At 69.4% G+C, this 17,452-nt stretch carries 12 protein-coding genes and 1 pseudogene; 2 read left to right on the top strand and 11 right to left on the bottom strand.

All coding sequences use genetic code 11. The annotated features are described in order from the left end of the window. Window positions 1-6: 6 nt before the first annotated feature. Genes DT057_RS08960 through DT057_RS08950 form a run of 3 tightly spaced genes read right to left on the bottom strand, consistent with a single transcriptional unit; the run spans window position 7 to window position 4,899 of the window. Window positions 7-3,216 (bottom strand): ATP-binding protein, encoded by a 3,210-nt coding sequence (locus DT057_RS08960; RefSeq protein WP_128561740.1) that lies wholly within the window; start codon window positions 3,214-3,216, stop codon window positions 7-9. Then, window positions 3,213-3,881, bottom strand: a complete 669-nt coding sequence (locus tag DT057_RS08955) for a hypothetical protein (RefSeq protein ID WP_128561739.1) — start codon at window positions 3,879-3,881, stop codon at window positions 3,213-3,215. Before DT057_RS08955 ends, DT057_RS08960 begins: the two co-directional genes overlap by 4 nt. Before the next feature lie 4 nt (window positions 3,882-3,885). Continuing rightward, on the bottom strand, window positions 3,886-4,899 hold the full coding sequence (locus tag DT057_RS08950) for an endonuclease domain-containing protein (protein ID WP_238313294.1): 1,014 nt from the start codon (window positions 4,897-4,899) through the stop codon (window positions 3,886-3,888). Window positions 4,900-5,054: 155 nt separating this feature from the next. On the opposite strand from DT057_RS08950, the gene DT057_RS08945 reads away from it, so the two are divergent. Next, window positions 5,055-6,194 carry a substrate binding domain-containing protein gene (locus DT057_RS08945; protein ID WP_203236224.1) on the top strand — a complete coding sequence of 380 codons (1,140 nt, stop codon included), beginning with the start codon at window positions 5,055-5,057 and terminating at the stop codon, window positions 6,192-6,194. Between the two features lie 170 nt (window positions 6,195-6,364). Here DT057_RS08945 and DT057_RS08940 read toward each other — a convergent pair whose 3' ends face one another. Beyond that, window positions 6,365-6,880 carry a phosphate-starvation-inducible PsiE family protein gene (locus tag DT057_RS08940; protein WP_128561737.1) on the bottom strand — a complete coding sequence of 172 codons (516 nt, stop codon included), beginning with the start codon at window positions 6,878-6,880 and terminating at the stop codon, window positions 6,365-6,367. A 413-nt stretch (window positions 6,881-7,293) separates the two neighbouring features. Continuing rightward, entirely contained in the window at window positions 7,294-9,405 is a 2,112-nt protein-coding gene (locus tag DT057_RS08935; RefSeq protein ID WP_162501362.1) for a TonB-dependent receptor, read from the bottom strand. Window positions 9,406-9,671: 266 nt separating this feature from the next. Between DT057_RS08935 and DT057_RS08930 the strand changes: the two genes are divergently transcribed. Beyond that, on the top strand, window positions 9,672-10,586 hold the full coding sequence (locus DT057_RS08930; protein ID WP_162501361.1) for a helix-turn-helix domain-containing protein: 915 nt from the start codon (window positions 9,672-9,674) through the stop codon (window positions 10,584-10,586). A 112-nt stretch (window positions 10,587-10,698) separates the two neighbouring features. On the opposite strand, the gene DT057_RS37505 is transcribed toward DT057_RS08930, so the two are convergent. The 6 genes and pseudogenes from DT057_RS37505 to DT057_RS08900 form a co-directional block, all read right to left on the bottom strand. Beyond that, the gene (locus DT057_RS37505; RefSeq protein WP_308220149.1) at window positions 10,699-11,028 is read right to left on the bottom strand and encodes a DUF6538 domain-containing protein; all 330 of its coding nucleotides are present in this window, start codon (window positions 11,026-11,028) and stop codon (window positions 10,699-10,701) included. Window positions 11,029-11,353: 325 nt separating this feature from the next. Then, window positions 11,354-11,585: pseudogene (locus DT057_RS37205) on the bottom strand (hypothetical protein); the annotation flags it as partial. Window positions 11,586-11,833: 248 nt separating this feature from the next. Further along, window positions 11,834-13,351 (bottom strand): FAD-dependent monooxygenase, encoded by a 1,518-nt coding sequence (locus tag DT057_RS08915; RefSeq protein WP_128561733.1) that lies wholly within the window; start codon window positions 13,349-13,351, stop codon window positions 11,834-11,836. Window positions 13,352-14,283: 932 nt separating this feature from the next. Continuing rightward, window positions 14,284-15,012 carry a DUF4286 family protein gene (locus DT057_RS08910; protein ID WP_128561732.1) on the bottom strand — a complete coding sequence of 243 codons (729 nt, stop codon included), beginning with the start codon at window positions 15,010-15,012 and terminating at the stop codon, window positions 14,284-14,286. A gap of 15 nt (window positions 15,013-15,027) precedes the next feature. Then, window positions 15,028-15,729 carry a GntR family transcriptional regulator gene (locus tag DT057_RS08905; RefSeq protein WP_269153009.1) on the bottom strand — a complete coding sequence of 234 codons (702 nt, stop codon included), beginning with the start codon at window positions 15,727-15,729 and terminating at the stop codon, window positions 15,028-15,030. Between the two features lie 92 nt (window positions 15,730-15,821). After that, entirely contained in the window at window positions 15,822-17,162 is a 1,341-nt protein-coding gene (locus DT057_RS08900) for an FAD-dependent oxidoreductase (protein ID WP_238313290.1), read from the bottom strand. Window positions 17,163-17,452: the final 290 nt, after the last annotated feature.

The following is a 17,452-nucleotide window of genomic DNA, read 5'->3' as shown; positions in this document are numbered from 1 at the left end:
GTCCGGCTATTCCGGGATCTCGCCCGCGCGCGCCGCGGAGTGCCGGGCCTGGCGGACGACCTGCTCGGGGGTCGGCGGATTGGCAGGATGGTGGCTCAGGCAGAGCGGCGTGCGCAGCTTGGAGGGGCGCCCCGCGCCCTCGCTGGCGAAGTAGAACTCGCCGGCCCTCAGCTTGCCGATGTCGGCGCCACCGCCACCGCTCGCGGCAAGGATCTCCTGGGCCGCCGCGATGGTGGCCGGGGCGCTCTGGCGCCCGAAGAACTGCGTCGTGCAGTTCGAGACGACCTGGTTGTGGATGCCCTTCGGGACCTGCGTCGCGACGATCATCCCGAGGCCGTACTTGCGGCCCTGCGCCACCAGCTTGATCCCGCTGCCGAGGCTGGGCGAGGCCCTCTGGGCCGGCAGGAAGCTCTGGGCTTCGTCCATCACGTAGAGCATGCCGCGCGGGGACGGGTTCTTCTTGATCCAGCCGAACAGCGTCATCTGGAGGCGGTTCACGAAGTCCTCGCGCGCCGCCTCGGAGGCGAGCCCGGACAGGTTGATCACGGAGATGCGCGTGCGCGCCGGGTCGCGGCCGAAGAACAGGTGCCGCGGGTCGAGCACGGTGCCCTCGACGCGCAGGAGCGGGTTCGTCGCGATGGCGGCGTGGAGCTGGTCCGCCATCGCTTGGGCGTGCCGGGCGGCGTTGCCGATCTGGCTGACCCCGTCGGGCAGGTCCGCGAGCAGGTCCATGAAGGCGGCAAGGTTGCCGCCGCCCGCCTCCGCGAAGCGCCGCAGGGCATCGGCGAGCACGCCGCGCTGGAGGGCATTCCGCGCGCCGGTGAGCGGCCCGAGCGTCTCGGCCGCCATCTCGATGGCCTGCTGACGCTCGTCCCGGTCCGCGCCCAGCTCCGCGAAGTCGGGCAGCACGGAGAGGAAGAGCGGGTTGCCGGCGTGCACGCCGGGCGTCCACACCACGACCTCGACCCGCTCGGAGTAGAGGGCGGCCTTGGCGTCGTCGTCCGGCGAGAAGTCCTTCGGCCGCGCGGGCCAGGGATCGCCGAGCCGGGCGAGGTCGTTGTTGGGATCGATCACGATCGCCGGGATCCCCGCGAGGGCGGCCTCCTCCACGAGCCGGCGCAACAGGACCGTCTTGCCGGACCCGGAGCCCGCGATGATCGCGGTGTGGCGCGCGAGCAGCCGGGTCGCCAGGGTGACGACCGGCGCTTCGGGCGTGAGGCGGTGCCCGACCGGGATCGCCTCGGGCGCGCTCTCGGGCGCGGCCGCGTCGCGGGCCGCGCGGGCAGGCGCGCCCGTCGGACCGGTCTCCCTGGCGGCGCGCGCCTCCCGGGAAGCCGGAGAGGCCGCGCTCTCGTCCCGCACAGGCGCGGCCGCGATCGCCGCCGAGGGCGGGTCGCCCGGCGCGGGCGTCTCCCCGAGGCGCGGGGCATGGGCCAGGCCCGCCTCCCGGAACAGGGCGGTCGTCAGAAGCGGCTGCTCGGCGCGCAGCCAGCGCTCGAACCGATCGGACGCGCCCTCGGCCTGAGCCCGCGCACGCAGGTCGCGCAGGGCGGCGAAGACCCTGAGGTCGTCGTCGGACGGGTCGATCAGCCGCCCCCCGGCCGCCGAGAAGGCGTCGAAGAGTTGCCTGGTCTTGGTGCCGCTCGGCATCGGGCCGCGGCGGACGAGGAGCAGCGCGCGGTCGGGAATGCGTGCGGAGATGCCGGAGGCCGTGAGCGCCGCGCGCAGACGGGCCTGGAACGCGATGGCATTCTGGTGCTGGAGCGCCCGGTAGCAGACGTGGCGTTCGCGGTCGTTCTCGTCGCGATGGATGAAGGTCAGCCGACCATGCAGGGGCGGGATCTTCTGGTCGGGCTCGCCCTTGCTCGCCACGTCGAGCGTGTCGTCGGGATCGTCCTCCAGCGCGTAGATGTCGAAGGCGTCGCGCAGGAGCTGGCCGAGCCAGCCGTCCTCGTCGCTGCGGATGCCCGAGATGTCCGCCGTGCGGCAGGCGGCGTCGAGATCGAACTCGGCCTCGGGTGGCAGGACCGACGGCCGTCCCGCCGGATCGACCAGGGAGTTGCAGAGCTCGACCGTCCCGCTCGCGAGGCAGTGGCGGCGGAAGGCATCGCAGCGTATCAGGAGGGTGCGCGGCATCATGCCGGCCGCTGCCGCATCGGCGATCGCGCGCTCGCTGAACGGCCACGTCCGCGACGGTGGTGCGAAGCCCACCTCCGCACAGGCCGGCGCCAGCCGGCCGGCGACGAGGGCGGCCGCGGCGGCGCGCTCGTTCATGCCCGAGAGCAGCGTGGGCTCGCCGAAGCGCTCCCGCATCGGCCGGAGCGCGCGGTCCAGGAGGCGTTCCCAGGATTCCTGGAGACAGGTCACCACCGTCATGCTGCGGTCGCACACGATGCTGAGCTCGAGGAGCCCCGCCGCGAGCACTTCGGTGAGGCTCGAATCGACCTCGAGGCCGTCCCGGCCCGCGAGGCGGCTAGCATCGATGATGCCGTCGATCTGGTCGAGGGCGATGAGCGTCGGCCCGCTGAGCGCCATGATCCAGCACATGCCGCGCACGAGCTCGACCGGGGCGGGCGGCGGCGTCTTGAAGCCGAGAGCGATCCGCTCGGCCGGGTCGGCCTCGTAGCCCTGGAGCCAGGCATGCGCGAGGCCGACGGCGCCGAAATCCTGCGAGCGCAGCAGGCAGAGGGCCCGGAACACGTCGAGATGCTTGAGCGCGCGGCCCGGATCGACGCTCATCAGGGCCCGGACCAGCACGTCGACGATGCGGCGCGTATCGATGTTCGGGGTGTTGAACGCGGCTTCGAGCTGCTCCTCGACGTTGAAGCGGCGGGCCACGCCGGCGAGCACAGCGTCCGATTGCCGCCGGCCGTTCGGCATCGTCTGCAGCAAGGCGGTCACGAAGCTCAGGGCCGCGCTGCGCCAGAAATCCGTGAGCCCGAGCACGTCGAGGGGCACGAACCAGGCGCCGGTGCGCCAGGCCTCGCGCCGGAGCTGCCCGACGAGGTGCGTCTTGCCGACGCCGGACTGGCCGACGAGCGCCCGGCCCGTCGCACGGTCGGCCGGCAGCAGGGCCTTCCGGTGCAGGGTCTCGACGATCTCGGGGACCAGCGTCTCGTTCGGGCCGCCGGTCGGCTCCGTGTCGATCCAGATGCTGTCGAGGGTGCGCACCCAGTCGAAGTCGGCCCGTCGCAGGACGTCGAGGGCGTCGCTCATGATTGAATCCAGAGGATGTGGAACGGCTCTCCGGCCGGGGCGAAGGCCGCCTCGCGCTCGGCGGCCGTAAGGGATTTCGGATCGCTGAACTGGCTCAACCGCGCCGTGGGGTCGCCGCGCAGGATCGCCGCGAGACCGGCATCGACGATCGTGCGGTCGAGGTCGGCGAGATGCGCGCGCAGGGCGCTCAGGCGCACGGCCTTGGCCTTCTCGCCGCCCGTCAGAGCCACGTAGGCCTGCTCGATGCGCGCGCGGAGTTGCCTGGGGCCCGGGGGCTTCGCGCGCTTGACGGCCGGCGCCCTGCGCGGGCGGGACGGCGGCGTGTCCGGCGCCGGCTCGGCAGGCATCGGCCCGACGAGGTCGGCCAGCGTCCGGCCCTGCGCCTCGAGGTGCGCCTGCATCCGCTCCAGCCAATCCTGGAGCACGCGGAAGCCCGGCGGCAAGGGCCCGCGCATGTGCGCGCCGGCCCAGTGCCACCCCTTGTCGGCGACCGTCAGCCGCAGGGTTCGGCCCTGCTTCGCGACGTCGATGAACCGGCCGGCGACGAGGGCGTCGCGGTCCGCCTTGCCGACGCGCGGCACCAGGGTGCTCTGCGGGGCGCTCCCGCAGCGGCCCAGCAGGCACCAGAGGATCAGTGCCTGCTTGGGCGTCGGCGTCTCGCTCATCGGCTCACCCCTTCTCCTTGCGCCGTCGCAGGTCGACGACGGCGCGGATCTTCTCGACTGCGAGCGCGAGGTCGGCTGCGACTTGTTCGTTGGTCAGGCGCAGCACGAGGTAGCCGGCCGTCAACAGCTCGTAGTCACGATGGCGGTCGTTGCCGAACTTCGGCTCGGCGCGATGGTCGGGCCCGTCGAGTTCCACGACCACGCGGTATGCAGGGCAGAGCAGGTCGACGCGGGGTCGCCCGCCCCAGGCGCCGACCGGTACCGGCGCGTTGCAGACGAAGAGACCCGACAGATCGGCGTCCTGCGCCAGCGCGGCCGCGACGCGCTGCTCGACGGCACTCGCGTGATGCGCACCGGGGATCGGCGCGATGAAGCGCTCGCGGGCCGTGGCCGGCGCGCGGGCGAGCGCGACCGCGCCGTAGAGGATGCGGTCGTACGGCGCGGCCACGGGCGGGAAGACGGTCAGCGCCGTCACCACCGTCGCCCCATGCCGCCCGCACCATTCCAGCGCCTCGATGACCGGACCGGCCCGCACGTCCGACGCCGGATCCACCTCCCAGACGAGGAGGACGCCGGCCGGCGCGATGACCCCGAGGAGCCGGACGAACTCGAGCTCCCGCGCCATCCGCCGAAACCGCGGCGGCAGGCCGGCCCTGGCGCGCTTCGCCGCCGCCCTGCGCCAGGGGTCGGACGGCACGGCGGCAGAGGCTGCCTCGTCGACGGGCGCGGGCGCATCCTCCTGCCCGGCCCAGTCGGGCCACTGGCCGAGTGCGAGATCGGCCAAGTCTTCGAGGAGCCGGTCGAGGATGCCGCCCGCGGTCGGGAACCCGTCGCACGCGACGAGGAGCGCACCCCGGTTCCGGTCGGGCCGCTGCGCGAGAACGTCGCCCACCTCATCGCGGCCGATGCCCACGATGGTCATGCGCTCGCCACGTGCCAGGCCGGCGATGCGCGGCGCGAGCTCGCCCGCTGCCACCTGCGGCCATGCCGCACCGTCCGAACGAAGGGGGACGATCAAACCACGACCGTCGCGCTAACCCGGACCAGACGCCCGCGCGCCGCGCGGCCGGCGTTCCGCGCGGACCTGGCCTCGAACGATGTGCTGCGCATCAGCCGGGTCCGATCAATCTCCCTGCATGACATACATTCCACCGTCCTCAGGTGAAGACAAGCTTGTGGAAAAATTATTCCATTGGCCGGAATAATGCCGGCCGGCAGGCTCCGCACGAGACCCTGGCCGCGTCGGCGTGCCGGTCCGTCTATCCTGGTTGCAGGTCGCCCAAGTCTTTATCCGCCGGAGCCGAGCCCGCGTCTTCGGCAGCACGTCGATTTCAGGAGCAGGCGGCGCAGGAATGCGAGATCTTCGCGGAACTGCGCTTCCTCGCACTCGGATCGGAGCCGGAAGCCGAGCGCGCGCCAGCCGCCGGCACTGCGCGCCGACGCTCGAATGCCGGCTCCGGCCCGACGATGATTGTCCCGATGAGTTCCGAGCGCGGCACGGACCTCCTGACCCGGCTCGACGAGCTCGCGAACCGCGTCTCCGCGCATCAGGCCTCCCCCCACGGCGTGATCCACGTCCATTCCCGCGCATCCGTGGCCGAACATTTCGTCATACCCGGACTGCCGAGCTTCCTGGCCGTCTATCCGGACGTTCGCGTCAACCTGTGGCTGACCGCGGCGCCGCGCGACCTCCTCGGGAACAACATCGACGTCGCGATCCGCCTCGGGAACCTCGACGAGCCGCAACTCGCGATCCGCGAGATCTCGTCCGGCGATCCCAGGATCCTGTTCGCCTCGCCTGACTACCTGAATGCCAATCCGCCCATTCAGAGCCCGGAGGCTCTCCGCCATCACGATTGCCTCGGCTGGCCGTTCGATGGCCGCTTCGAGGACGGACACGCCATCTGGCGGTTCAGGGAAGGCGACCAGATCCAGGAAGTACGGGTCAAAGGAACTGTGCAGATCAACAACACCAGTCTCCTGATCCAGCTGGCACTGAAAGGACTCGGTGTCGTACTGCTGCCTGTCCGGGCGATCGCCGACCATCTCGCGGCCGATCGACTGCGGCGCATTCTGCCGGACGTCGAGGCGACACCAACCACCTTCGACCATCAGATCTACGCCGTGTTCCAGCGATCAACCTTATACTCCACGCAAGATGTGAGCCTTCATCGAAAATCTGGTGCAAGTCAATCGTCCTCGCTCGTTATCATTCGCGAGCAAAAACGTCGATCCGGACGCAGGCAGCGGACGGCGGGATTTCGAAGTAGCTCGCGCGTCCGTCTAGAGATGGTCTTGCGCATCTTGCAATGAAAGTCATGCCGGATGCGTAGCTGTGCAGGACGATCCGAATGCCCGCGTCCTTGCCCGTGGCTCTGCGCGACCGTACCCTTGCTGCCGTTGCGGCGCATGCGTCCTGCGATCGATCAACATCCGGCGGAGCGCGCAGCGGCGAGGCGACCGGGCGATCGGGCCGGCCGAGGTCAGGTATCTTCGACGCCCGCGGGTGTGTCGTTGTCCCGGGCGCGGTGGAGCAGGTAGATCGAGACGACCATCGTCAGGATCAGCCCACCCAGCACGCCAAGCTCGATCATCGAGGCCCGGAACAGCGCCGCCTTCTGCTCCGTCCAATCCTGGGTGTGGGTGATCTCCGAGGATTGCAGGGTGATCACCAGCACGCGGCGGATCGAGGCGATCAGCCCGACAATCAGGAACGGCTCGCAGGTCAGCCGGCCGGAGCGCATCGAGACCCGCACCGTGTGCAGGATCTCCACCAGCATCAGCAGGAACAGCAGGCGATCGACGACCTCCAGAAGCTGCGTCGGGCCTCCGAACGCCATCATCGCGTGCAGGGTCAGGCCCGCCGCGTCGATGAGCGCGAGCACCGCCGTGAAGGCCAGCAGCAGGCCGAGCGCGGCGTAGATCGCATGCTCCGTGTGCAGGAAGACGAAGGCCGAGGCCCGCGTCAGCCAGCCACTGTCCTGGGCATCATCGGCCATGGCGGGACGCCTTGCGAGATCCGCGTCGTCGATCCGGACACGCGCACGAGGCGTGGTCGTGCTGATCCACCACGGGCGCGGCCCGAGGGCAAGGGCGGTCGTCCCGATCGCGGTGATCTCGGACCCCGCACCGCCGCGTCGCCGAGGAGACCGGCCAGGAGGGCACACGCCAGGCTGTCCCGGACGCCGTCTCCGGGCAGGGCCATGACGAGGCTCCCCATCGTCGCGGCCGCCACGACGAGCGGCACCATCCAGAACCTCGGTGACCGACGCGTGGTGGAGGCGGGCTTCATCCTGCTGCCAGGAACACGGTGCGGATCAGGCTCGCCCAGGTGTGGACGGCCGACCACGGCGGGAGGGCGCGCAGCCGCGGCGCGGCTGGGGAGGATCAGGGCTGCGCCATCGCGATCGGTTCACCACTCGACCTGGAGCGCGACCTTGAAGGTGCGGGGTGCGCCGAGACCGAGGCCGCTCGCGGCGGAGGCGTAGTAGCGGTGGTCGGCGGCGTTCTCCACTCCGAGGCGCAGCGTGGCGAGCGTGGTCGGATCGAGCTGCCGCCGATAGCGCAGGCCGAGATCGACGCGCGCCCACGCGGGGATCCTCTGCGTATTGAGGAGATCCACGTACTGCGAGCCGACGTAGTACAGCCCGCCCGTCAGCGTCAGGCCGCGTTCGAACGGCAGATCGACCTCGCCGTAGAGGCTCGACTGGAACCGCGGCACGCCGATCGGCACCCGACCGTCCGTGAGCGGGTCGCCGGTTCGCTGCGCGACCGGATCGAGGGCCATCACGCTCGCGAGCAGCCGCACGCCCGGGCTCACCTCGCCCGCGAGGCTGGCCTCGAGGCCGCTGTGGACCTGTAGGCCGCTCTGCACGAAGCGCTGCGTCGCCGCGTCGACGTATTCCAGCGAGCGCTCGATCCGGAAGGCAGCAACCGTCGCGATCAACCCGGCGAACTCGGCCTTGGCGCCGGCCTCGACCTGCTCGGAGGGGATCGGCGGCAGGGCGGCGTTCGCGTTGACGGCGTTGGCGGGCGCGATGCTGCCGCGCTGGAAACCCTGCGCGTAGCTCGCGTAGAGCAGCGTGTCCGGGGTGGGATGCAGCAGCAGCGCCGCGAGCGGGACGGCCCTGTCCTGGCTGGTCCGGGCCGTCGAGGTGCCGAGCGCCGTGTCGACGTTGGCGCTGAGGATGTCGACGTAGCGCACGCCGCCGAGGATTTGGACGGCGCCGCCGGGCAGCGTGATGAGATCGGTGGCGTAGCCCGTCCGGACGAGCGTGTCGTTGCTCAGGCGCGCGGAGCCGGTTTGCAGGTCGGGACGCGGGTAGTAGACCGGGTTGAACAGGCTCGAGGCGAGCGGCTCCCCGAACGCGGGTGTCGAGGTGAAGATCCTGTCGTTCTCCACGTCCACGCCGACGCTCGCCTCGTGCCGCAGAAATCCCGTGTCGAAGCGGCCGCGCAGGTTGAGTTGGCCGCCGTCACCCTCGATGTGGGAGTTGATGCGAAACGGGAACAGTGAGTAGTGGCCCGTGGCGTCCCCGATGGTCGGGATGACGGCGAAGTAGTTGTTGCCGAAGAACGAGTGCCGGTAGTGAGCCGACAGGGTCCAGGCGTCGCTGAGGTCGACCTCGGCCCGCACGTAGCCGAGGGAGCCGGGGTTGTCGGTGTAGTTCCAGCGCTGCGCGTAGTTGCGGTCGGCCCGGATCGCCCGCGGCACCGGCACGCCTGGCAGCAGGGTGAAGGGAAGCTGGTCGCGGTCGTTGAAGTTCGCCGCGTACACGAAGTCGGCGTAGAGGCGCACGCGGTCGCTGGGCGCGTAGTCGAGGTTGATCTGGGCGAGTTCGTGCCGCAGGCTGGTGCCGCTGTAGAGGGTGCCGTCGTTGAAGGCGCCGTTGAACCGGAGGCCGAACTCGTCGCGCTCGCCGCCCCGGCGCGAGACGTCGACGTTGGTGCCAACGTAGCCGGGAGCGACGTAGCTCGCCGTGACCGAGGTGTAGTCGAAGGGCAGCGCGCGCTTGGGCACGAAGTTGATGATGCCCCCGATCCCCTGCGAGGTGCTCACGCCGAACAGGACGGCGGACGACCCCTTCAGGACCTCGATGCGTTGGATGCCTTCGAGCGCGAACTTGTTGAGGTAGCCGACCTGTGCCCCGTCGTAGAGGCGGTCGGTGAGCGCGACCTCGAACCCGCGGATGTAGAGTTGGTCGGCGAAGGAGCCGAGCGTGTTCTGCACCGTGACCGAGGCATCGTTCCTGAGGATGTCGGTGGCGACCTGGGCCTGCTGGTCGCGGATCAGCTTGTCGGTGAAGCCGGTGACCGAGAACGGGGTGTCGACCACCCGCTTGCTGCCCAGGATGCCGCCGCTCGTGACGGCGCGCGTCAGGCCGCCGGGCGCGTCGCCCGGTGTCCGGTACGCGTCCAGCCCGACCGGCGTGCTGACCGGGCGTTGTCCCCCGACCGTGATCGTGTCGAGGGCGATCGTCTCCTGCGCACGCGGGGCGACGGAGGATGCGAGCAGGACCAGCACCCCGAGGCACGCGGCAGGCTGAAGTTGGCGGTGGAGTGAGCAATCCGCGCGCACGATCGTCTCGCATGATCCGGGCGGCGGAATGCCGCCGCGGCGACCGGATCGTACGGGGGTGCCGCGGAGAGACGGTATCGCGATCGTGCGCGGAATGTCCCCGTCGTGCTATTCCGGGCGGCGCCGTAGCGGAATGTGAAGTCTGCGTCTCCTCAACACGGCTGAATTTGAAAAATTACAGAGTAGACCGAGCCATCATGGATCGCCGAGACATGCCGTGGAGCCTCCTGGCGCAGACGATGAAGCCGCAGATCTACAAACTCGACACGAGCGCCGGGTTGCGGGCGCGCATCGCCGAGGTGGGTGCGCGCCTGGAGGACGTACGCACCGACACGCGCGGCGACGTGATCATGCATGCGACCGCCTACGAGCGCCGGGAGGGCGCCTACGAGCCCTCCTCGTTCCTGTGGCTCTATCTCTGCACGGGCGGGGGCGGTGCGCTGTCGCGGCGCAGCGCGGCGCAGAGGCTCGACGGGCTGATGAGGCCTGCCCGCGTCGGGATCGGGGCGCCGCACGAAGGCGGAGCGGGCTACTGGCCCGACATGAGCCTGCTCGCGCTGGGCGTATCGGAGCGGCGCCTGACGCGCCTCCTTGCGGAACTCCCCGGCGGGCGCCTGGATGTCGAGGCGTCCGCCTCGCGGTTCCACGACGATCCCCTGCTGACGGCCGCCCTGACCGCGATGTGGCAGAACTCGGAAGCGCACGGGATGGCGACGGCGTTCTTCGATCACGCGGTGGCTGTCGTTGTCCACCGCCTCGACCCAGGCTCGGCACGAGCCTCCCGCGGCGCTGCGTTCCCGCTGACCAGACGACAGGTCGCGCAGACCATCTCGTTCATCGACGCGCACCTCGGCGACGACCTCGGCGTCGAGGAACTCGCCAGGATCGCGCATCTCAGTCCTCATCACTTCAGCCGGTGCTTCCGCCGGACGATGGGCCTGCCGCCCTACGCCTTCATCACCCGGCGCCGCCTCGACCGCGCGGGCGAGCTTCTGGCGAACACAACGGCTCCGGTGGCCGAGATCGCTGGACTCGTCGGGTACGCGAGCCCGAGCCAGTTCACGGCCGCCTTCCGCCGCCACGCAGGTCTGACCCCCCTCGCCTGGCGTCGGTCACGGCGAGCTTGAGACGCGTAAAGCCTGAGTTTTCTCCATCCGCGCCCCACGGCAGCAAGTCCGGCGGCAGGTCCGGCGAAGGGGGCCGCACCCGCGGCATCCTGCCCTCGAACGAGCACGGGGCTCAAGCGGCGTCCAAGCCGTCGTCCCGTCGACGCCGATCGGCCCGGCGACCTTGCAGCACGAGTGTTCGCCGCCCTCCCGACTCGCCGAGATGATTGGCGTCGCCACGCATCTGCGAGGGACGAGCAAGCCTCGACCACCTCAAGCGACGCATGGTCCTCGCCGCCTGATCCACGCACAGCGAGCGCGAACCGCCGATCCCGGGATACCCCACCTGCGTTCGCAGGCTGAGGCTGATCTCCCGCACGCCGACGGCGGCCACGAGATCGGCCGGCACGCGCTCACGCAGCCAGGAGACGCCGGAGCGAGGATGGAGCCGGGGCCAGACCACCGGAGGGACCGTGCGTGCAGGACCGCGGTGTCGCGCGCGGGCTCGCCTGACCACATGATCTGCTCGACGCTTTTGCGGCTCATCCACTTGGGGAGTGGTTGGTGCCCAGGAGAGGATTGGATACAATCCAAAAAAAATAACAGCGAAATCAGATACTTAGATAACCAGCTTCCACAGCGTCTGTACCAACGTTTTGTCCCATCGTCGAGGAGAGCCCCCTACCCTTCTGATCGAGGCGCGGAACGCGATACAGGCCTGTTGCGAAGTCAGCATCGATGTGTGGCGTGGCAAACGGTATCATCATCTCCATCTTATCCACCTTCTGGTCCGCCTCGTAGAGCTTCCTCGGTCGTCCAACCTTGCCCCCCGCGCCAGGGTTGCCTTCAGGCTTTCCACGGTGCGCTCGCGGTGAGGTCGAGGAAGTACTCGGCCATGGCGCCGTGCACCTGCACGGCGAAGCCCTCGAAGATGCGCGAGCAGCCAGCGCCGGTGGGAGCGACGCGCTGGAGGTCGAGATTCTGGTCGGTGGTGGAGACGCGAGCGTAGCCGATGAGCATGTCAGGATGGTGCCGCAACAGGTTATTCCTGGCAGTGGTTTTACTGCCACGCTTTTCTGACATCAGCGGTCGCGCTGCGTTCGCGCGTCAACTGAGGCGGGTCTCAGAAGTGTTAGGAAAATCGTCGTTTACCTTGCATCCTAGCGAGGGCAGCGGAATGACCGCTCGGGGTGGCTTCCAGCCCGACGGCTTCGGAGCGGAGACGGCCTCAAAGCCGACCTCGCCGAAGCAGGTTCACGGGCTCCCGGTCATTCGCTGAACCATGGCGTCATGGCTCGGCCGACGGCCGCCTCGTCGGAAGCGGTCTCGCTTGCCCAAGCGACGATTCCGTCGGGCCGCACGAGCACGGCCTGCAAGCCCAGCCGATCCCGCGCGTCCGCCGCGACATAGCTGATCTTCCCGGAGCGTCGGCTCGCGAGGGCCTGAAGCGACTGGCCAGGATCGAAGTCCAGGAGCAAGCCCTTGCCGTCGCGCAAGAGGCTACCGACCCTCCTCCCGTCGCTCAGCACGAAATCAGGAACGCTGCATCCCACCAGCGGATGGCTGCCACCGAGATCGTAGCGGAGCGAGACGCCCCACACCCGCTCGGCGAAGTATGTCGCGCCGTCTGGCGTCTCGATGAGGTCGCGGATGATGGCTTCGAGGGCGCGCGCGCTTCGGCTCGGCCGCATCAAAGCGGCCTGAGCCCGCGACCAGTCGAGGACACGGGCACCGACCGGATGCCGTTCGCGCTCATAGCTGTCGAGCAGGCCCGCCGGCGCATCACCACGGATCGTGGCCGCAAGCTTCCAGCCCAGGGCCATCGCGTCGCCGAGGCCGAGGTTGAGGCCCTGTCCGCCTAGCGGCGAATGGATGTGTGCAGCATCGCCGGCCAGCAGTACGCGGCCGTTGCGATACGCACTCGCCTGACAGGCACGGTCGGTCCAGGTGGTGGCGAGTTCGAGCCTGGTCATCGTGACGGCGGCGCCCGAGATCCTGCGCAGCACCGCCTCGACGTGTTCGCGCGTGATTGGCGCGGAGCGATGAAAGGCACCCCCATCGAAGTCGGCCAACGCGATCGTGCCGGGGGGCGTGAACAGGTACATGCCCTCCGCGGTGTAGTGGCGGCCGGGCTGTAGCGCGTCCGCGCCGGCCAGCTCGGCCTGGACGGAGTAGCCTGTGAACTCAGGCTCGGTGCCGGCAAAGCCGATGCCTGCCGCCTTGCGCACCGCGCTGCGAGCACCGTCGCAGCCGATGAGCCAGCGACCCCGGAACGCATGACCGCCCGCCTGGACGACCACAGACTCACCTGTCCGGGCGAAGCCCTCGACGCCTCCACCCCGCCGGATCTCGACGCCCGATGCCTGCGCGCGCTCAGCCAGCACGGCTTCGATGCTCGCCATCTCCGCAGCCAGGTTGCTGACTGGGCCGGGAAGACGATGGGGCCAGCGCGCGGTGTCGATCCGGTCGTGGAAGAACTGGATGCCGGCGAAGTGGCCGCCCGGACGGCGCGGCTGCCTCATCCAATGCGCCGTCCCCGGCGTGGCGCGGCTGGCCGCGTGGGCCTCGATCTCATCCAGCAGACCACGTCGGTCGAGGCTCTCGATCGTCGGGACCGACAGGCCGCGCAGCCCGAACGGGGCGCGCTTCAAGGGTGAGGACGGATCACGCGCCTGTTCGAGGACCAGCACGGAGCAGCCGGCCAGCGACAACTCGCAAGCCAGGAACAGGCCGACGGGACCGGCGCCGGCGATGATCGTATCGTAGAGCGTCGCTGATGCGGACATGGTTGGGCTCCTGCGTCGATGTTCGACCGGAGCGTTTCCCGAACCTGAGACCCACGCGGACGAACAGCCGGACGCGCCAGGGCGTCCTTCGTTCGTCGTGGGGATCTGCGGCACGGAGCCAAAGACCAGAGCTTTCGTCACCGAAAGGACTTGGGCTTACCAAACCAAGTCTGCCTTTTCCGACATGGCCGTGATAGCACACCGGTGAACGGGCTGCAAAAGCCACGCTGTGCGGGTCGAAGCACCTCGCTCTCAGCATGGTCCGCTCGCGGGTATCGTATCGCGTTCACCCACCGTCTGGGCTGGGTCGCAAGCAGCCCCTCGTGGCATGTCTGTCGTGCCCGGTTTCATACGCCGCGCCCATGCGAGCGACGCCGGCGCGAAAAGCAGGAAGAGAGCCGTTGCTATCCAGGTTGCTTTCCTGACACTCAAATCTTGCAGTTTTGAGTGCTGCAAAACCGGCGTATTGTTGGTGTACAGCGCTGAGCAATCACTAATCGCTCAAGGTGGGCAGTGGTCTTTCGCAGAACGTCAAGATGCAGATGTGGATGCTCGAGCCGGTCGAATGCCGGCCCACAACCAATTCGACATCCAGATCCGCGTCGTACCGGGATCAAGCCCGAGACGAAGCCTGCTCAAAAACGCAGGCTATGCTTCCATGTAAAAGAAGTGTGCTCTAGAGCACAGACGCGGACGAGCGCAGCACACCCTTGATCCCCAACCATCTGTGAACGTGCGGGAATTCGCGTAGGGCCATGTACCTTATGAGGGCGTCAGTGCACGAGTGTCCCAAGGCAACCCCTTCCCATCTATGGCAGATGCCAGGAGGAAGACCGAAGCCACCCTCTGTCTGGAAGCGCGTCTCTGTGGCCGTCTCCTGAGGCCTCTGGAGTGTAAGCCCACCCGCATCCTCCCCGGCCGCAGGAACGCTTCTACGGCCGCGTGAGCGAGCTGAGGAAGCGGAACATGCCCAGGGCGATCGTCTCGTCTCCCCCATGTGCCGTGAGGCCCGAGAGGCCCTCGATGCACGCGTCGAGAGCGTCAACGGGCTCGGTCCAGGCGCCCTCGACGAGCCAGAGCCATCGCCCGGTCCCGGTCCGCACGTCCCGGTAGGAGGCAACGTCGACGCCCGCTCGCGTCGCGCCCTCGTCGTTCTCGCAGAGATGGACCGCGAGCGATCCCGACCGAGCCATCATCCGGGGCGCGACCGTTTTCGTGAGCCAGGCGCGCAGGCGCTCCGCTTGGCCTGGTTCGGGCCCGAGCTCGGCCGCGAACAGGTCGCCGCCCATCCCGCGGGAGACGGAGTGTGTGACCATGCACCCCATCCGGCTCATGGCGCGAAACAACGGCAGGGAGCTCAGCGTTCGTGGCGTCGGAGTGTTGAGCGCGTGCAGGTAAGCCGCCGAATGCAGGACGTCCCCGGTCGCAACCTCGTACAGGGTGAAGTAGCGCCAGCCGGCGAGGCGCGCGTCCCGCACGCTCTCCACGTAGCGGCGCGCCCGCAGGAAGCCCGGGATGGCGATGCGCTCGGGCAGGTGCTCGTGCGTATACCAATCGTTGAACTCGGCCTCGCGGCCGGGATCGATCCCGCCCCAAAGCGCCAGGGCAGCCTCGCCCAGAAGCCCTCCCGACGAGGCTGGAGGTACAGGGTCGTGGGACATCGGCACCCCTCCCAGTTATTCGAGGATGATCTTGCGCGTGAAAGCGACCGCGTAGTCCGTCATGGCATCGCAGCAAGCCGAGGCGCCGTCCTCGTCGCCCCGGCCAATGGCTTCGGCGAGGTCGGCGTGGACGCGCGCGACCTCCATGAGGTCGCCGAACCGGTCTCGGTGGACGTAGAAGAACCGGCGCGACAGCGCGTGGAGCGGCGACAGAGCGCGGGCAGCGAAGGGATTGCGGGCGCAGCAGCAGGTGAACTTCTTGAGCGCGAAATGGACCCGCAGGTAGAGGAGCGGGTCGCGCCGCTCGCCTGCCTCGCGCAACTCGACCGCGCCCCGGATGTGTGCCTGCTTCTCGATGTTCGTGGCGCGACGTGCGGCCCACACGGAGACAAGCCGCTCCAGCTCCCGGCGCGTGTCGAGCACGAGGAGCTGCTCGGACACCTGCACCTCCGTGATCTTGATGCCATGCCGGCGCAGAAGAACGACGAGATGGTCGGCCGCCAGGCGCTGGAGGGCTTCGCGGACCGGGGTACGCCCGATCCCGGTTCGCTCGCTCAAAGCCGCCTCCGACCACAGGCTGCCGGGCGGCAGGGCCGCCGTCACGATCAATTCCTCCAGCGCTGTGTAGGCTTGGTCGCCGAGGCGGATCCCGGCATTCGCGGCGGTTGGTTCGATGGCGGTGGCTCGGACGGGAAGCGGGCTTCGGGAAGGCGGCAACGGAGGGCGGCTCCATGCAGGAGTCGGGCCCCCGTCGTAGGCCAATTTCTCGCCCGGCGACAGCGGCCGGGCGCCCGGCTGGCCCGTCGCGATCAATCGAGGCGCGCCCCGTCGCGGTTCAGCCGCTCGCGCAGGTCAGCCCCTGCGATCGCGCGGGGCGGGATGCGCTCGCGCACCGCGATGGCGGCCGCGTGCCCGATGGCGTGCCCGTAGCTGAAGCACTGGGCCGTGACCCGGGCGGAGGCGACGGCCTCGTGCTCTGCCGAGAGGCAGCGGCCGGCGACGAGCAGCCCCTCCCCGCGCTCAGGCACGAAGCAGCCGTAGGGCACCTCGTAGACGTCGTCGAGCAGCCACTCGACCCGAGGCTTCTCGCCGGCGTGGAGCTCGATCGGCCAGGGAGAGCGGGCGATCCCGTCGGCGAACTTCGCGCCAGCCAGGATGTCGGTGTTGCGAAGAAGCGAAACGCCCCTGGCCTGCCGGGTCTGACGCACCCCGACTTGGACACCGGTGTCGTTCACGAAGCTGTCCTCGCAGCCCGCGAGGTGGTCACGGAAGAAGCGGGCGTACTCCCGCATCTGGCGGCGGCCCTCGATCTCGGCCTCCGTGAAATCGCGGGCATAGAGCGTGTTCAGCTCGCGCCCGTCGGCCCCGATGACGCGGGTGCAATTGCAGAGGAGTTCGCCAGGGCGGGTTGTGGTGAAGAGCCAGATCTTGGCACGCGGGAGCATGTAGCCGTTCCCGGCCCCCTTCTGGCGAATGAGGGCGGAGACCGCCTCGCCCATGATCGTGTCGGTGCCGTAGGCGCCCAGGAACCGTGCCGTGTCGACGCCCATGAGCCGGAAGATCATCGTCGGGTTCTGGACATGACCCTCGTGGCCGATGAACGAGGGAAGCCCCGCCATCGCCACGACGTCGGCGTCCCCGCTCGCGTCGACCGTCACCTTGGCGCGGATGTGAGCCGAGCCCTGTTTGGTGTAGGCGACGACGCCCTCGACGCGCTCGTCTCCCTCCACCAATGCCCCGACCACGACTGTGTGGTAGAGCACCTGGACGCCCGCTTCCGCCAGGAGTGCGTCGGCGGCCTCGCGCCACACCAGCGGATCGTGGACCCGGGTGTAGGTCTTGCCGTAGCGCACCGGCGCGGCAAGGCCGCCGCGCGCCTCCATCGCCGCCACGAAGTCGTCGAGAAAGCCGTGGACCACTTGTCGGGGCGGGGCGGCGCGATCCTCGGTGGCGGCGTACATGCCGCAGACCGTGCCGGAGAGCCCTGCCACTGCCCCCCCGCCGCAGAAGCCGTAGCGCTCGAGCAGAGTGACCCGGGCCCCCTGTCGGGCCGCCGTCACCGCCGCGGCCACGCCCGATGCGCCGCCGCCGACGACGAGCACGTCGGTGTCGAGGAGGATCTGGCTGCGTTCGTCGCGCAAGTGTGGCACGTGCAACTCCCGTTCGATGCGCTCCAGAGTCTCAGGGAGGCGGAGCGAAGCACCCGATGGACCCCGAAGTCTTTTGTCTTGCCGCGTGTCCAGACGGGGGACAGCGATCCCGTTTCTCGGACCGGCTCGGGAGCCGCGCACGCTTCATACGAAACGGCCACGGCTCCCAGTCCTTGTATCACTTGGTCCGCGACGAACAGGTGCCCACGTCGTCGGACAAGGCTCTCGAGCGCTCCCTGGTGCCGGCGTGCCACCGCTTCGCCGGCTCGTGTCTCTGATGTGCCGCAGGC

Source organism: Methylobacterium crusticola, from assembly GCF_003574465.1.
Taxonomy (GTDB): domain Bacteria; phylum Pseudomonadota; class Alphaproteobacteria; order Rhizobiales; family Beijerinckiaceae; genus Methylobacterium; species Methylobacterium crusticola.
This window is presented reverse-complemented; position numbering and strand designations above follow the sequence as displayed.

Excerpts from the sequence above, each read along its gene's own strand:
- DT057_RS08955 (WP_128561739.1), bottom strand. The coding sequence starts at position 3,881 with ATGAGCGAGACGCCGACGCCCAAGCAGGCACTGATCCTCTGGTGCCTG.
- DT057_RS08940 (WP_128561737.1), bottom strand. The coding sequence starts at position 6,880 with ATGGCCGATGATGCCCAGGACAGTGGCTGGCTGACGCGGGCCTCGGCC.
- DT057_RS08915 (WP_128561733.1), bottom strand. The coding sequence starts at position 13,351 with ATGTCCGCATCAGCGACGCTCTACGATACGATCATCGCCGGCGCCGGT.
- DT057_RS08930 (WP_162501361.1), top strand. The coding sequence starts at position 9,672 with ATGCCGTGGAGCCTCCTGGCGCAGACGATGAAGCCGCAGATCTACAAA.
- DT057_RS08910 (WP_128561732.1), bottom strand. The coding sequence starts at position 15,012 with ATGTCCCACGACCCTGTACCTCCAGCCTCGTCGGGAGGGCTTCTGGGC.
- DT057_RS08960 (WP_128561740.1), bottom strand. The coding sequence starts at position 3,216 with ATGAGCGACGCCCTCGACGTCCTGCGACGGGCCGACTTCGACTGGGTG.